This window comes from Chryseobacterium herbae, from assembly GCF_025154075.1.
In the GTDB taxonomy this organism is placed as follows: domain Bacteria; phylum Bacteroidota; class Bacteroidia; order Flavobacteriales; family Weeksellaceae; genus Chryseobacterium; species Chryseobacterium herbae.
Map to the genome: position 1 here is coordinate 125,166 of NZ_JAOAMU010000001.1, position 14,824 is coordinate 139,989.

Genomic DNA, 14,824 nt, shown 5'->3' on the forward strand with positions numbered 1-14,824 from the left:
TCTAAATTTAACAAAAAAAAAACAACAATAAATCACTATTTTCAAATAAATCACAAAAAAAAGACAAATGTTTTCACAATTGTCTCATTACTAAAATATTATTTTTAAAATTTAATTTCCGGATGTTAAAATTTCTTAAAATCAAGGAGCTTCAAAAAGACTTTTTACCTCTTTTTTCTGAATTTTTACCCGCTCGATTGGCTATTCTTTCGGAATGCTCCGGGCGTAGTGCCCGTCATCTTTTTAAAAAACTTGGAAAAGTTGGACGGATCATAAGTAAATACCCTTGCAATTTCAGCAATAGACTGGTCTGAATCTGTAATCATCATTTTGGCTTCATGGATGATTTTCTCATCATAAAAGTAACACGGATGTTGGCCTTTTTCTTTTTTCACGGTATCCGTAAGGTGGGTATGGGAAACGGCAAGCTGCGCGGCAATTTCATTGAGCTCCATAAATTCAGGAACAGATCCGGAAAGAACGTCCTGAATATGTTTATCCAGAAAAGCAAAATACTGCATGGTAATCTCTTCGCTTCTTTTCATCTCGTTATCATCATTGGTTTATAGTAAAATTTTAATCTATAAAGTTAAAGATAAGAATAAAAAAAGCATGGTGAACTTTTCGGATGTTTAGAGAAAAATCACGGCGTAGTCTTTAATAAAAGCTGTCTTTAAAGGCTTGCACGGAATTTTTCACATTCAGTTTTTCAAGGATGTTCTGGCGGTGCCTGCTTACCGTGTTGACGCTTATCGACAGATATTCTGCAATTTCCTTACTGGCAAAACCCTCCCCTACATATTTTAAGATTTCAAGTTCTCTTTTGGAAAGAATGCTCTGATAATCCAGCTTGTCTTTTACCATCACTTCTCCCTTAATGGTATTAATAATCATAAAATCGGAAATCAGAGGTTGTGTCTGAACCAGAGCAGTGTGATAAAGACAGAGCGCAAACCTTAGTTTCCCGTTATTTGGTGAATAGACGTAGTACATGCGATGTTTTACCAGCCTGTATTCATCATTTTTATCTTTCATCCTGATCTTTGAAAGAACGCAGTAGTCTGCCCGGAGTTCGGCATCCAGGGAATCCATCAGTTCATAAAACCTCAGTTCGTGGATGTATTTTTTAAGCCGGTCTTCCGGATGGATTTTCTTAATGATTTCTTCTTCCCAGATTGAATTGATTTCTGCGGGATTTTCTTCCATACTTAAACCCAGTTCCAGCGCAGCCTTCGATTTGTATACATAACTTTTGTCCGCCTGCATATCGCTTAAAACCGACACCGCCCCTTCCATCTGCGCGTAGATCAAGGCTCTCTGTTTATATACTTCAATATCAAGCTGACATTTTCTAGTTGTTTTATCAAGAAGCCGGCTGTTCAGTTTATCTATGATCTCCATAAATGGTTATTTATCAGTATTGGCAGAATATAGGTTTAATTCTACTTTTGCTAAAGTAATAATTTACGCCCAGCTAAAGAGAATGAAGAGAATTGTTTTAAGTTTTTGTACTGTTTTATTGGTCCAGACGGCCTTTGCACAAACATTGGAAAAGATGAACTGGTTCAATGAACCTGAAAAATGGGAGATCAAAAACAACAGTTTATCGATGTCCGTTACTCCGCAGAGTGATTACTGGAGAATTTCCCACTACGGATTCACAGTAGATGATGCCCCTTTTTATTATACGACTTACGGAGGTGAATTTGAAGCCAAAGTAAAGATCAGCGGGAATTACAAAGCGCGGTTTGACCAGATGGGACTGATGCTGAGAACAGATGAAAAAAACTATATAAAAGCCGGAATCGAATTCGTAGACGGAAAATACAATCTCAGCACCGTCGTTACCCATGGAACCAGCGACTGGAGCGTCATTACATTAGACAAAATCCCATCCGCGGTATGGATCAAAGCTGTACGGAGACTTGATGCGGTGGAAGTATTCTATTCTTTTGATGACAAAAATTATACGATGATGCGCAACGCCTATCTTCAGGACAATGCTCCTGTGATGGTAGGTTTAATGGCGGCATGTCCGGACGGAAACGGCTTCACCGCAGTTTTTGAAGGTTTCAAAGTAAAACACCTTCCCGACCAACGCAGGCTGAAATGGCTTGAAAACAATCAATAGCGATTGAATCTTTGTTCAATATACAGTCAATTTTTATTCACCTCCCCTCTTGGGAGGTTTTTTGTTTTTTCAACCTAATGCTATGACAAAAAAAATCCGGATACTGAAAAGCATTCCGGACTGATTAGAATATAAAAAAGGTATGCATAAAGCTCACACTAAAAAAGCACATGCAGTTTTGAACAGCCGGTCTTCCTTTGATATAAAAGGCTGAAATCGTATGAGGGAACAAGTCATTCAGCCATTGCATCTGTGCTTTTAGAATTCACCTGTCTGATCATTTAAATTCCGCAGAAATCTCAGTTCGGGAACTTTTAAAACTGCCACCCAAAGATAAAGTGCCTCAACCTATTACTGAAATAAAATCTGTAGAATAATATTTCACTGTTTGTAGAAAAATACCTACAGACTTATAGTAATACTACCCTCATTTTATCAGATAAAATCCACATCAAATATCTTTTATTATGATAATTTATGCGTATAAAATCACTAATTTTACATCCTGATCCAAATCTGTTTAATTACAAAACACAAAACGTAGAAATATTTAATGAAAAAAAATTATATTCAGCTATTCCCAACTCTTAAAAAAACTTCGACTTGTACAATGACTATTACTAATATTTTTTCGCATTAATCACGCGGAAAAGCATAGATCATTTATGCAATTATGAAGGATTGGACATCGTTTTCTGTACTATTGTTTCCAAACATATACAGGCAGCGTCATATTTCCACGGAATATATTAATGACAACGGACTTTTGCCAAGGGTAAAAACCATTGTCAGGAAGTGTTATGGTTTTATCCCAGGTTCCACCGAAACGGAAACCGGACGCTATGACCTACCCCACTTTTTTACTACCAAAAACCATCAAAAACTAATTATAATAACCGCCGATACAAAAACGGGAAGGGCTGATGGACAAATCAGTGGCCATAAAAGCCTGTTGAACAATCCGGAAACTAAGTCTTCTGATTGGAAAAACAAAGGCTCTGGCTGCGTTTTGTCTTTCATGTCATCAAAAAAATTAATCCCTGAATTAATTTCAGACCTACCATCCCACCGGAACTATCGTTGAATTACTCTTATTAAAGCCCATTTTTATGAACGAACGAATACTAATCGCTGATGATCACTATGTTGTAAGAGCAGGAACTGCTTTAGTGTTGGAGTCCGCCTATCCAAAGCTCAAAATAGATTTTGCAGAAAACTATGAACAGGTGCAGAAACATCTCTCTGACCGTCATTATGATCTGCTGCTTCTGGATATTGATATGCCCGGAACTCAGTATAAAAAAATGATTTCTGAACTTAAAAGTATTCAGGAAAGCCTGAAAATCCTTATATTTTCAGGGTATGACAAAGATGTTGCCATACAATATATCCGCGAAGGTGCTGAAGGTTACCTCAGCAAGCAGAGCAGTGAGGAAGAGATCAGAGAAGCTGTAAAATCTGTTATCGAGAAGGGTTATTATTATCCCGGTGAGCTGATAGGGCTCATTATCCAGAATAAAAAAAGCAATCCCGCTGAAAAGCTGTCGTCCCGTGAATATGAGATCTTTACATTGCTGGCGAGCGGCAATGGAAATCTTGAGATCGGAAATAAACTGGATATCCAGATGTCTACCGTAAGTACTTATAAAAAAAGGATATTTCAAAAACTGAATATCAGCAATATTGCAGAGCTGATCAAAGTGCATGAAATGATGCATTAATGATTTAGGAAATCGGATCATTGTTTTTTAAAATTGGGACCGAATCTCTCATGAGAAATCAGGTCCCGGTACAAAAACAAATTAGAATCGGACTTGCAGACGATCATCCATATATCAGCAAAATGCAGCACTGATCGGTTTTACCAATAAACCTGATTGAATAAAGCGTTTTCAGGATTGAAAAAATATCATGAACTTTACACAACATTAATTTCTATAAAAACCACAGCGTTTTTAATTGTAAAAAATCATGGATCTATCTGAAAAAGCGGAAAAAGGAAGCCAGCGTTTCCGGTATATCAAACTTTGTATTTTCTTTTCGGGACTTTCCGTATTTGCACAGCTTTATCTTTTTCAGCCGATGCTTCCTACGGTCTCAGAATATTTCAAAACAACAGCCGGTGACAGTTCCCTTCTGGTATCTTCTTCCACAATAGGAATGGCCATAGGCTTACTGTTCTTCGCTTTTAAGGCCGATAGTTATTCAAGGAAAAAACTGATGACGTTTTCTCTGGTTTCATCTGCATTGCTTACCATAATCTCAGCATGGATGCCAAGTCTCAGTTTGCTGATTGCGACAGGTGTTTTAAAAGGCTTTGTGGTTTCCGGAGTTTCAGCGGTGGCCCTCGCCTACCTGACTGAGGAAGTTCATATTTCTGTCGTTGGTCTTGCCATCAGCATGTATCTCAGTGGAAATACCATTGGTGGCATGAGCGGAAGAATATTGGCAACGATTTTAGCGGGAGAATTCGGTTGGCGGAATGCTGTTCTGATTATAGGGATAGAAAGCCTGATATTGGGCCTGGTCTTCTGGAGGCTGTTTCCCGAATCTAAATTCTTTAATCCTCAGAAAACGGATTATTCTCTCAAAGTCAAACAGATGAGAAAGTTCCTTACCGATTCTTATATGCTGCGCTTGTACTGCATCGCTGCTTTGCTGATGGGTACTTTTGTAAGTGTTTATAATTATCTGACATTCAGACTGGAAGATCAACCTTTTTCGTTGAGCCATTTTGTCATTGCATTCATATTTTTGATGTATATTTTCGGAGTCTTCGGTACCATGATTACAAGCAGACTTTCAAAAAGATTCAGCCGTAATCTCATTCTGAAAGGTTCGGTTCTGTTTATGTTCTCAGGAACTTTACTTTTGTTATCGGAAAATATTTATGTTGTAATTTTTGGTCTTGGGCTATTTACACTGGCTTTTTTCGCAGCTCACACTATGGCCAGCCAGATGACTGCACTTCATGCAAAACACGGAAAATCTTCAGCGACCTCTATTTACTGGCTGTTTTACTACTTCGGATCCAGTATTCTGGGAAGTGGTACCGGATACATTCTTCATGCCTTTTCGTGGCCTGTTTTTATCATGGTTCTTTTATTTTCGGTAGGAATTTCATTTGTATTGGCGTTCAGAAACAGAGATTTGGGAGCAGTTAAGGTTATTTAACAGAGAATACATACCACACAACTACCATATTTTATTTTCGAATATCCTTTAATTTTAAGAAACAACGGTATTATTTTAACATATAATTAATTATTTATAGAAAAAATTAACAAAACATTCAAAAACACAAACGTTTTACTCTAATGCAGGGCATAATATTTGCAAGTACTTAAGGACCACACACCTTTCTAAACTCACAATATTATGAACGCAGCAGATCTTAAAATTAAAAACTTAGTTGAATACAAAAACCAGACGTATACGATCACTGAAATCTTTCATGGCAGAAACCATGATTATTTTGTAAAAATCGAGAATGACATTCAAAGTATTTCAGTTCCCGCAGATGCGATTACGCCCATTCAGATAACAGAAGAATGGCTTGAAAAATTTGGTTTTTTACGAACGTACAGCTCAGAGCAGAGAATCCGTTATGAAAGACCGGAAGCGTTTATCAAATATGACATTGATTTAAGTTCAAAAAAGATCCTGGAAGGCCTGAAAATATATGGGAATTCCATCAAATGCAGGTATATCCATGAGTTTCAGAATATTTTTTCATGTCTATTCGGAAAGGAGCCTGCGACATCCAGTTTCGGACTGTTGAAGGCTGAGTCTTAGTTTATCATGTTTATTATAAAGAAACCGTTGCATTTTGTGCAGCGGTTTTGTTTTTATGCTTTTTGAACTAAGTTAAAAATAGTTCGAATTCTAAAATTAAAGAGAAATTTTTTTTTTCACGCAAAGCTTGATTTTTAATACCGCATATTTTGAGGAGTGCAAAGAGGAAATCAATTGCATTGATTTGATTAAGCGAACGTTTTACTGAAAATTTGACTAGGCGCTCTCCAGTACTTTTGAGGCCGTATATCCCATCCACACATCAACAAATCATCGCATCAGCACATCATCAAATCAACCCCTGCTTCTGAAGCCTCTTCAGCTTAGCCTTTTCCCTCTGCTCTTTACGGAAATCCCAGGGCGAAACAGCTTTTTTATCCTGCCATAATCCCAGCTTTTTTGTCTTTGCTTTAGTCTGCATCGCTCCCAGATCCGTATCTTTGGAATAAGCATAATACCACCACCCATATCCGGCCTTTATAATCTCCGCTGAAAGATATTTCCCGTTGTCGTAGTAAACTTTTGCCACTGAACGTCCATAACGGTCCTTATTGGTTTCTGTAAACATGATTTTTTTAGCAAAAATCTGATCGGAGGTAAATTTTTTGGCATTTTTTCCGAAGGGCTGCCGGTTTTCAGGGCAGTCTACTTCTGCCAGCCGAAGTTTCTTTTGTACATTCCCGTCTAATAAAACGGTGACCGTATCTCCATCTGAAATCCCAACTACTTTTCCCGTCGTCTGTGAGAAAAATGAAAGAGGAAAACATACCCACGCATATAGAAAAATTTTCATGGTGCGAAATTATGTATTTATTTCGGAAACCCTCTGATGCAGGGAGTTTTTTTATCTATTTCACTTTTAAAACATCCAGATAGTTCAGATTTCAGACATCAGACTTTTAAGTTAAGGTGAAGTAATGTTAAAGGTGAATTTTGCTTCGCAAGTGAATGGTGGCTTCGAGAACCTCAGCCGCCAGAGATATTTGTCCTTTATTTAAACAAGTCACAACAATACAGCAGCTAGCAACTCATCAACTCTCAAACCGCACCCCCGTAACTCTCAGTATGCTGTACAAATTCCAGTCTGAAAGCTTTGGGACTTTTTCCACGCTGGGCTTTAAAGAATTTATTAAGATGGCTTTCATCCGTAAAACCGAGTTCATCCGCAATTTCAGTAATTCTTCTGTCACTGTGTTTCAGGCGATGCTCTATTAAAGTTGTTTTATAGTTATTGACGTACGACTGCAGGGTTTCGCCGCTGTGTTTTTTGAAATATTTCCCGAGATAGTTCTCCGAAAATCCAAACGCTTTGCTGATGCTTTCCGTACGGATCATTTCAGGCTCGTAAATATTACTTTGAATATAGTTTAAGATATTGATAATGCGTGATTCGGAGGTTTCATCTATTTTCTGAGGCAGATATTTGGCAATATTTCGGGCTACCACTACGATAAGGGTGTTGACCAATTGAGCCGTGATATCACCATGGTAAACATCTCTGTTCACAGCCTCCCGGATAAGCGCTTCTACAATTGGGCGAATGAGTGTCTTGTCACTTTGATTTTTCAAAATACAGCCCGGTTTATGATTGGCGTTTTCCATTATAAATTCCAACCGCTGGATATTTTCTTTCGAAATGCTGCTGTCTTTTAAATAGATATTACTGAACTGCAAAAAGAAAAACCTCGTTGTCGTGTCGATCCAGAACTGGCTGCAGTCCTGAGGGGTCAGCAAAAACATATGGTTGCTGGAATACGAAAAGCTGTGTTTATTAATACAGTGGCTTCCCGTCCCCGATAATATAAAAACAAGCTCGAAAAAATTCTTCCGGCTTTCTTTCTCCGGAAATACATCCAGGGTTTCAAAATGAATGCTGTAAGGCTGATATAATACATCGCGGTTCATACAAATCGTATTTTAATGACAAGGGCAAAAATATACAAAAACATGGAAACAATATACCATTAATCTGCTCAAAATCAGTATAATTTTGCTTTATCTAATACAAATTACGATTTATGAGAAAATCATTACCGGGTATCATACTGTTCACTATACTGTCAGTTTCATTACATGCACAGCAGACTGAAGATAAAATTTACCACTACTCTTCCATGGACGCCATGAGAAACGGAGTATATACCGGAGACATTACTGTAAAGGAATTAAAACAAAAAGGGGACTTCGGACTGGGCACCTATAATTTTCTGGATGGTGAACTGATCGCGCTGGATGGCAACATATACCGAATTGCAACCAATGGATCCGTGGAATTGGCCAATGAAAAAAGAAAGGTTCCGTTTGGCTCATTTACTTTTTTCAGAAAAGATAAATCTCTGACACTTGAGCAAATTAAAACCGTTGAAGATCTTCTGCAGAAATTACCTGAGATTTTACCTTCCAGAAACCGGTTTTATGCCATAAAAATTGAAGCGACATTCAGCAGTTTAACATTGGGCGGAGCAGTAAAGGTGGATGAAGAAGATACCACAGGTATTGCCGCTTTTATGAAGACAAGACCATTGTACAAAAAGCAGAATATCAAGGGAACTCTTGTAGGTTTTTACAATCCCGGCTATGCAGGTGGTCTGGATTTATCACCGTTTCATTTTCATTTTCTGTCAGAGGACAAAACAGCAGGCGGACATTTGTTAGATGGAACTTTTTCTGAGACAAAAATTACTGTACAGCTCGACGAGAAAAATGTTTACGAAATTATATTACCCAACACTAATGATGCCGGTTACCAGCGAACCTGGACCTCTTCGGAAGCAAAAGCTCAGTATTAAATTTAAAAAATAAATATTCAATCTCATGAAGACAAAACAATCAATTCTTTTACCACTGGTTCTGTTCTCTTTCAGCTTACTCTCTGCCCAGCAAAAGGTTCTGCAAACCGATTTCAATAAAGGAACCTGGGAACAGGTGGGTAAAGGCTTACAGCGGAAATGGGTTTCGGGCTCGGAAAGCACTTTTGCATTCTGGAAAATGGATAAAGGAGCTCATGTTCCGCCACACCAGCATCCCAATGAACAGGTAACCTATATTACAAAAGGAAGCGTTAAGGTTCTGATGAATAATAAGGAATATATCGTAAAATCAGGCGGTGTCCTGATTATTCCGGCCAATATCACCCACGAGTTTTTCTGTCTGGAAGACGGTACCGAAGATCTGGACTTTTTCACACCTGTCCGTAAAGACTGGACGGATGGAACCGCATCCTATTTTAAGCAACTGGGAAACCCGCTTGAAGTCGTGGCACAGTTTGATGAGATGAGGCCCGGAAATGTAGCGGTAAGTAATAATGGACGTGTGTTTGCCACCATTCACCCTTTAGCATCTCCAAAACTGCAGCTGGTAGAAATCGTCAATGGAAAACCAGTGCCATTCCCTTCGAAAGAATTGCAGAAAAACGGCGGGCCAGCAGACAATAATAAATTTGATACTCCTCTGGGCGTAACGGTAGATAAAGAAAACCGCCTCTGGATGATTGATATGGGACTTGAACTTGGGAAAACCCGTCTTTGGTGTTTTGATCTAAAGAAAAATAAAGTGGTGGAAAAAATTGAACTGCCTGCTGATATTGCGCCCAAAGGAAGTTTTGTACAGGATGTCGCTATAGACGAAAAAAACGGCTGGGCTTATCTTGCTGACATTTCCAATCCCGGCATCATTGCTTTAAACCTGAAAACAAAAAAAGCCAGAAGATTCAGCGGGCATGAGGCTTTACAGTCTGAAGATGTCGATATGATCATCGATGGAAAGGTAATCGATTTTGATGGAAAACCATCCCGCGTTGGGATCAATCCTATAACGCTTTCCTATGACAAAGAAACCATCTTTTTTGGAGCTATGAATGGTACTACGTGGTATCAGGTTCCAGCCAAGCTTTTCCGGGAAAATTCTGATGATCAAACGATCGGTAATGCCATTCAAAAATTTGGAGATAAACCTGTAAGCGACGGTGTGGCTACAGACCAACATGGCAATCATTACATTACCAATCTGGGCGAACACAGTATCAGCAAACTGGCTGCAAACGGACAGCTGAGTGAAGTGATTAAAGACGGAAAATTAAAGTGGCCGGACAATGTAGCGGTTTCTGAAGACGGATACCTATATATTTCGGTGAATCAGCTGGACAGCACCACTGCGTTTTCGGGTGATCAGGATAAGGGGAAGTCGCCTTATTTTATTTACAGGATCAAGCTTTGAACAGATTGATGACGACCCCGTCAAAAATTCTTTAAATTTTCGCCACCCCACCGACAGAGGGGAATTTTTCCACATCCAATTGAGATTATCACTACCATTGAGATTTTTCGAAAAGTAATTAATAATAAATTTTAAACAATATGACTGACGAACAATTTTTATCAACAGCCGTTTTAAAAGCTAAAGAAGGAAAAAGAACAGCCTTAAAAGGGGCTTTGTCACAACTTATAAACCCCACACGCAGCGAACCTGGATGCCTTTACTATATTCTTTTTGAGGATAAAAATAATGCCGGTACTTTTTATATGCGTGAGGCATTTAAAGATACAGCAGCATTTGAGTTTCATACTCAAACTGTTCATTTTAAAAACTTTGCAGCACAGATGGATGAGCTGATGAGAGAACCTATCCAACTGATTGAACTGAAACAGGTTTCGGACATTGATTAATGTAACCAGAGTTTAGGTTTGAGCAAGTAATGAGTTATAAGTTTTAGTGGTAAGAGATAAGATATTTGGGATCACTTGCAAATCTTTGAAGAGATCATGTTTTTACACGCAAAGCTTCATCATGTTAACGTTTAGTTTTGAGGAAGGGAAAGAGTTCGACTGCGTCGATGATGAAGCTCATGGATAAAATGCTTGCTTCGTCGAATCAATCTTTGATTGATTCCATTCTTTGCATCTCTCAAAACTATGCAGTAATAGAATATAACTTTGCGTATAAAAACTTATCTGCTCCCAGGTTTTGAAATTAATCAAGTATATGGATGTAAAAGGCAGTTCCTCGTTTGAGCACGAAACCCTTATCCCGAAACAAATGTCTTATCCCGAACTCAGGTTATAACCCCGTCTTCAGTACTTTTAACAATTCCGTTTGCTGGATAACATCGTTTTTACTGTTGATCAGGTTATAATTGGCCTGAAGCCAGTTGTTTCTCACAACAAAGAAGGTATAGGCATCCATGAGACCTTCTTTGTATTTTTCTTCTGATTTCTGAAAAGACAGTTTCTGATTTTCAAAATTAGCTTCTAAAAGACTGTATTTTTCCTGAGCATTTAAATATTGAGCTTTTATGGAATTGATGCTTTGGGTAAGATTGTTGACAATCAATTCTTTATCATAAGTAGAATTAATCACATTCAATTTGGCAACTTCCACATTGTTTTTGACCTGAAACTTATTAAAAATCGGAATATTAAGTCCAAAAGACACGGATTGGTTTTTGTTTTGGCTAAACTGATCTGAAAAACTGGCAGTTGAAGCATTATTATTTAGAGATTTATTATAAAAAGTAGACCAGCTATAGCTTCCGTTGAGGGTTGGTAAATAAGCTGATCCTGCAAGATCTACCGTTTTTTCCTGAGCTTTGATTTCCGCAAGAACAGTCTGGTATGCCGGATTATTTTCCAGTAGTCTTTTGGTAAAATCAGCCTGATTGAAATCATCTTCCGCTAAAGCCTCCTCATTATTCGTCACAAAATCCATAGAGTCCTGAGGAATGGCTAAAGCGTTAAGAAGATTTATTTTGGCCAGATCGCGTTGATTTTTTGCGCTTACCCATTGTTCCTGCAATGTGCCTAAGTTGGCTTTTATGTCATAAATATCACTTTTTGAGCGGCTTCCTATTTCCACTTCTTTTTCTGTCCGCTTAATTTGCTCTTCAATCCCTAAAATCTGAGTTTCCAGGACATCAAGCCAGCTTTTGCTGTTTTGATAGATAAAAAACGTTTGAATGACATTCAGTTTCACTTCATTCTGAGCTCTTCTAAGCCTGTAGGAGCTGGTTTCTTTGTTGAGCTTTGAAAGAGAAATATTCACATAATTCCGCCAGTTGAAAAGCTCAATATTGGCCTGAGCCTTCAGCTGGTCGTATTGTGTATTCAGCACTTCTCTCTGATTACTGGACTGATTAATGGATGATCCGAAACTATAGCTATGATCAACGCCAGCTTCTATGGAAGGCAATAACATTCCCTTTGAGGCTGCAATCTGATGATCATTTTTCTTTATATTGACCGTTGCCTGTTTTACCAGCGGATGATTGGCCGCAGCATAATCCAGACACTGCTGAAGATTCCACGATTGCTGTGCAGGAAATAGCCCCACAAAAAATATGAAGATTAGATTTTTCATGTACAAGATGAATTTAAATGTATTTTGAAGAAAATAAGTACCTAGAATGAAAATCATTCATATTTAAGATACTTCACAAGGCTTACTTTTGTTGCTTTATAGGCTTTAATACTCACGACAGCGAATGTTAAAATAAGCAGTGTAAGAAGACTTACAATGAATGGCCAAACCGGCATATCTATTCTGTAAGCAAAGTCTTTCAGCCATTCGTTCATCAGATAATAACTGATCGGAACGCTTATAATAACCGCTGTTAATGTAATCCAAAGGAATTGTTTGGTCAGTCCCATGATTAAAATTCCGTCTGAAGCACCCAAAGTCTTTTTAATCGCTACATCTTTCAGCTTCTGTTCGATCATCAGTGAAGACAGGGCAAATAATCCTAACAAAGCCACCATCAAAACCATGGCATTCAGAATTGTGAAAAGGGTTTCCTGTTTCTGGTATCTTTCAAAGGTTTTGGCAAATCTCTGATCGATAAAAAAGTAATCAAAAGGATATCCCGGTTCTACCGAGCCTGACCAGTATTTTTTAATTCTGTTTACCGTACCTTCAATATCATCCGGTTTTATTTTCAGCTGAATATTATAAACAAACATTTTTTTCCAGTCTGTTTCCCTGTAATGAAAAAATACAGTAGGTTCTATTTCCGATCTTAAACTTCTGAAATTAAAATCTTTTACGATGCCTACAATATGGTATTTTATACTGTCAAATCCCGGACGGATTTCATTCTTTAAAGCCTCGTCGTCATTCCAGCCAAATCTTCTGACAAAAGCTTCGTTGACCAAAGCGGTATTAATGGTATCAGAGGTAAGATTCGGGTCCAGCCAACGTCCTTTTTTCAATTTTACATTCATAAACTGAAGGTAATTGTAATCCATAGATCCGTGCTGAGCCTGGATACTTTGATTCATAAAATCAACATTCGAACTGCTGGACCTGTTGGTTCCGGGAACAATTTCTCCATAAGAAACTGCATCCACTCCCTGTATCTTGCTCATTTCAGTTCTTAATCTTTCGTATTTCAGCCAAGGTTTTGGGCTAAACTCCCTGAAGTTGACAATCAATATTTGTTTTCCGCTGTAGCCCAAATCTTTGTTCATCATATGTTTCACCTGTTGATTCACGATCAATCCGCCAATAATAAAGAATGATGAAATAATAAGCTGTAAAGTAAGAATTCCGTTTCTAAGCCAAATTCCGTGTTTACTTCTTGCGAAATTTCCTTTCAGAGTTTCTATCGCTTTGAAGTTGGACAGATACATGGCCGGAATCAATCCGGAGATCAATGTTACCATGATGACCATGACAAAGGAATAAAAGTAGACATGCCAGTCATTCATCTTCATTTCCTTATCAAAAAACTTGTTGAAGCTTGGTAAAAGAAGCTCTGTTAAGGCCAGCGAAAGCAGATAAGAAGCGATACAAAGAACAAAAGTTTCCAGTAAAAACTGAACAATAAGATTGGATTTTGTACTGCCAATGGCTTTCCTTACCCCGATTTCTTTAGCCCTCTGAGAAGCCTGTGCCGTTTTCAGGTTGATGAAATTAATAGCTGATAAAACAACAATTAAAACAGAAAGCGTAAACAATATCATTAAGGTTTTGAAATCAGGTACTCCAAACCATGATGCTTTTGCGTGGAGTTTTACTTGATCAAGAGGCGTGAGCAGACTGTCCGTAGGACCATACAGATCCAGATACTGCTGAGGGGTCAGTCCATCGGAATCCTTATCCAGTTTTGCCCTGTATTCAAAAATATCGGTTATAAATTTTTGTCGTAAAGTAGAAGGATCTGTCCCTTTTTTAAGCATAAAAAAACACCCAAAATTGAAATTTCCCCAATTATTTTCATCATCTTTAATCTGTTGTACGGGATTGAGAACAAATTCAGGTTTGATCTGGCTGTTTTCTTTTGGTAGCTCGTAAACAGCTGTTACGACATAATTTTTGTTGTCAAATTTGACACTTTCTCCTGCAACATTGGTTGTCCCGAAAAGGTTTTTGGCAGCAGTTGTCGAAAGTGCGATGACACCATCTCCTTTTAATGCATTTTTATAGCTTCCGGAAACCAGTTTAAAAGGGAAAAAATTAAAAAAATGTTCACTCGCAGTCAATCCATCCTGCTGATAGGCCGTTTTATTTTTCGTGGTCATTTTAAATCCTATTCCTGAGCTATTGAACAAAACATAGTCCTCTACTCCCGGAATTACATCTTTGGCACGTCTTGCCATTGGAACCGAAAGATTATTCCCGTAAGAATTCTCTTTCTTATGATACGTCTGGAAATAGTAGATCTCGTTCTTTTTAGGATTCCATTTTTCGAATGACTCTTCATCATTCCAATGCAGCAGAATCAGCATAAATCCGGTAAGTCCAACCGTAAGTCCAAATAAATTGATTGCGGTAGACAGCCAGTTCTTTTTATAATTGATGAAAGCAATTTTAAGCCAGTTATTAAGCATGATCGTATAATTTTGTAAGTAATGAAGGTACATGTTCAACTGGATTCAGGTCGAAAATACACCTGCCATCCAGGAAACT

The 14,824-nt window shown here is 38.1% G+C and carries 13 protein-coding genes; 7 read left to right on the forward strand and 6 right to left on the reverse strand.

The features are described from left to right. Nucleotides 1-185: 185 nt before the first annotated feature. Together N0B48_RS00580 and N0B48_RS00585 are read right to left on the reverse strand one after the other, a co-directional pair. Nucleotides 186-545 (reverse strand): helix-turn-helix domain-containing protein, encoded by a 360-nt coding sequence (locus N0B48_RS00580; protein WP_259835649.1) that lies wholly within the window; start codon nucleotides 543-545, stop codon nucleotides 186-188. Nucleotides 546-657: 112 nt separating this feature from the next. Beyond that, complete coding sequence (locus N0B48_RS00585) at nucleotides 658-1,401, reverse strand: response regulator transcription factor (protein ID WP_259835652.1); 744 nt, start codon at nucleotides 1,399-1,401, stop codon at nucleotides 658-660. A gap of 82 nt (nucleotides 1,402-1,483) precedes the next feature. On the opposite strand from N0B48_RS00585, the gene N0B48_RS00590 reads away from it, so the two are divergent. The 4 genes from N0B48_RS00590 to N0B48_RS00605 all read left to right on the forward strand — a co-directional run bounded on the left by N0B48_RS00590 (nucleotide 1,484) and on the right by N0B48_RS00605 (nucleotide 5,926). Next, nucleotides 1,484-2,131 carry a DUF1349 domain-containing protein gene (locus N0B48_RS00590; protein WP_259835654.1) on the forward strand — a complete coding sequence of 216 codons (648 nt, stop codon included), beginning with the start codon at nucleotides 1,484-1,486 and terminating at the stop codon, nucleotides 2,129-2,131. 1,109 nt (nucleotides 2,132-3,240) lie between these two features. Next, nucleotides 3,241-3,852 (forward strand): response regulator transcription factor, encoded by a 612-nt coding sequence (locus N0B48_RS00595; RefSeq protein WP_259835656.1) that lies wholly within the window; start codon nucleotides 3,241-3,243, stop codon nucleotides 3,850-3,852. A gap of 250 nt (nucleotides 3,853-4,102) precedes the next feature. Further along, complete coding sequence (locus N0B48_RS00600) at nucleotides 4,103-5,305, forward strand: MFS transporter (protein ID WP_259835657.1); 1,203 nt, start codon at nucleotides 4,103-4,105, stop codon at nucleotides 5,303-5,305. Between the two features lie 204 nt (nucleotides 5,306-5,509). Beyond that, nucleotides 5,510-5,926 (forward strand): hypothetical protein, encoded by a 417-nt coding sequence (locus N0B48_RS00605; protein ID WP_259835659.1) that lies wholly within the window; start codon nucleotides 5,510-5,512, stop codon nucleotides 5,924-5,926. Between the two features lie 289 nt (nucleotides 5,927-6,215). Here N0B48_RS00605 and N0B48_RS00610 read toward each other — a convergent pair whose 3' ends face one another. Beyond that, entirely contained in the window at nucleotides 6,216-6,719 is a 504-nt protein-coding gene (locus N0B48_RS00610; protein WP_259835661.1) for a thermonuclease family protein, read from the reverse strand. Nucleotides 6,720-6,964: 245 nt separating this feature from the next. Beyond that, nucleotides 6,965-7,831 carry an AraC family transcriptional regulator gene (locus N0B48_RS00615; protein ID WP_259835663.1) on the reverse strand — a complete coding sequence of 289 codons (867 nt, stop codon included), beginning with the start codon at nucleotides 7,829-7,831 and terminating at the stop codon, nucleotides 6,965-6,967. 113 nt (nucleotides 7,832-7,944) lie between these two features. Here N0B48_RS00615 and budA point away from each other — a divergent pair, with 113 nt between their 5' ends. The 3 genes from budA (at nucleotide 7,945) to N0B48_RS00630 (ending at nucleotide 10,590) form a co-directional block, all read left to right on the forward strand. Further along, complete coding sequence (gene budA / locus N0B48_RS00620; RefSeq protein WP_259835665.1) at nucleotides 7,945-8,715, forward strand: acetolactate decarboxylase; 771 nt, start codon at nucleotides 7,945-7,947, stop codon at nucleotides 8,713-8,715. A gap of 25 nt (nucleotides 8,716-8,740) precedes the next feature. Continuing rightward, entirely contained in the window at nucleotides 8,741-10,141 is a 1,401-nt protein-coding gene (locus tag N0B48_RS00625; RefSeq protein WP_259835668.1) for an L-dopachrome tautomerase-related protein, read from the forward strand. Nucleotides 10,142-10,281: 140 nt separating this feature from the next. After that, nucleotides 10,282-10,590 carry a putative quinol monooxygenase gene (locus tag N0B48_RS00630; RefSeq protein WP_259835673.1) on the forward strand — a complete coding sequence of 103 codons (309 nt, stop codon included), beginning with the start codon at nucleotides 10,282-10,284 and terminating at the stop codon, nucleotides 10,588-10,590. Between the two features lie 391 nt (nucleotides 10,591-10,981). Here N0B48_RS00630 and N0B48_RS00635 read toward each other — a convergent pair whose 3' ends face one another. Then, nucleotides 10,982-12,277, reverse strand: a complete 1,296-nt coding sequence (locus tag N0B48_RS00635) for a TolC family protein (protein ID WP_259835676.1) — start codon at nucleotides 12,275-12,277, stop codon at nucleotides 10,982-10,984. 53 nt (nucleotides 12,278-12,330) lie between these two features. Then, entirely contained in the window at nucleotides 12,331-14,745 is a 2,415-nt protein-coding gene (locus N0B48_RS00640; RefSeq protein WP_259835677.1) for an ABC transporter permease, read from the reverse strand. Nucleotides 14,746-14,824: the final 79 nt, after the last annotated feature.

What these genes read in the sequence shown, in the direction of transcription:
- N0B48_RS00590 (WP_259835654.1), top strand. Translation starts at nt 1,484, where the DNA reads ATGAAGAGAATTGTTTTAAGTTTTTGTACTGTTTTATTGGTCCAGACG.
- N0B48_RS00605 (WP_259835659.1), top strand. Translation starts at nt 5,510, where the DNA reads ATGAACGCAGCAGATCTTAAAATTAAAAACTTAGTTGAATACAAAAAC.
- N0B48_RS00595 (WP_259835656.1), top strand. Translation starts at nt 3,241, where the DNA reads ATGAACGAACGAATACTAATCGCTGATGATCACTATGTTGTAAGAGCA.
- N0B48_RS00640 (WP_259835677.1), bottom strand. Translation starts at nt 14,745, where the DNA reads ATGCTTAATAACTGGCTTAAAATTGCTTTCATCAATTATAAAAAGAAC.
- N0B48_RS00615 (WP_259835663.1), bottom strand. Translation starts at nt 7,831, where the DNA reads ATGAACCGCGATGTATTATATCAGCCTTACAGCATTCATTTTGAAACC.
- N0B48_RS00635 (WP_259835676.1), bottom strand. Translation starts at nt 12,277, where the DNA reads ATGAAAAATCTAATCTTCATATTTTTTGTGGGGCTATTTCCTGCACAG.
- N0B48_RS00610 (WP_259835661.1), bottom strand. Translation starts at nt 6,719, where the DNA reads ATGAAAATTTTTCTATATGCGTGGGTATGTTTTCCTCTTTCATTTTTC.
- N0B48_RS00585 (WP_259835652.1), bottom strand. Translation starts at nt 1,401, where the DNA reads ATGGAGATCATAGATAAACTGAACAGCCGGCTTCTTGATAAAACAACT.
- budA (WP_259835665.1), top strand. Translation starts at nt 7,945, where the DNA reads ATGAGAAAATCATTACCGGGTATCATACTGTTCACTATACTGTCAGTT.
- N0B48_RS00580 (WP_259835649.1), bottom strand. Translation starts at nt 545, where the DNA reads ATGAAAAGAAGCGAAGAGATTACCATGCAGTATTTTGCTTTTCTGGAT.
- N0B48_RS00625 (WP_259835668.1), top strand. Translation starts at nt 8,741, where the DNA reads ATGAAGACAAAACAATCAATTCTTTTACCACTGGTTCTGTTCTCTTTC.
- N0B48_RS00630 (WP_259835673.1), top strand. Translation starts at nt 10,282, where the DNA reads ATGACTGACGAACAATTTTTATCAACAGCCGTTTTAAAAGCTAAAGAA.
- N0B48_RS00600 (WP_259835657.1), top strand. Translation starts at nt 4,103, where the DNA reads ATGGATCTATCTGAAAAAGCGGAAAAAGGAAGCCAGCGTTTCCGGTAT.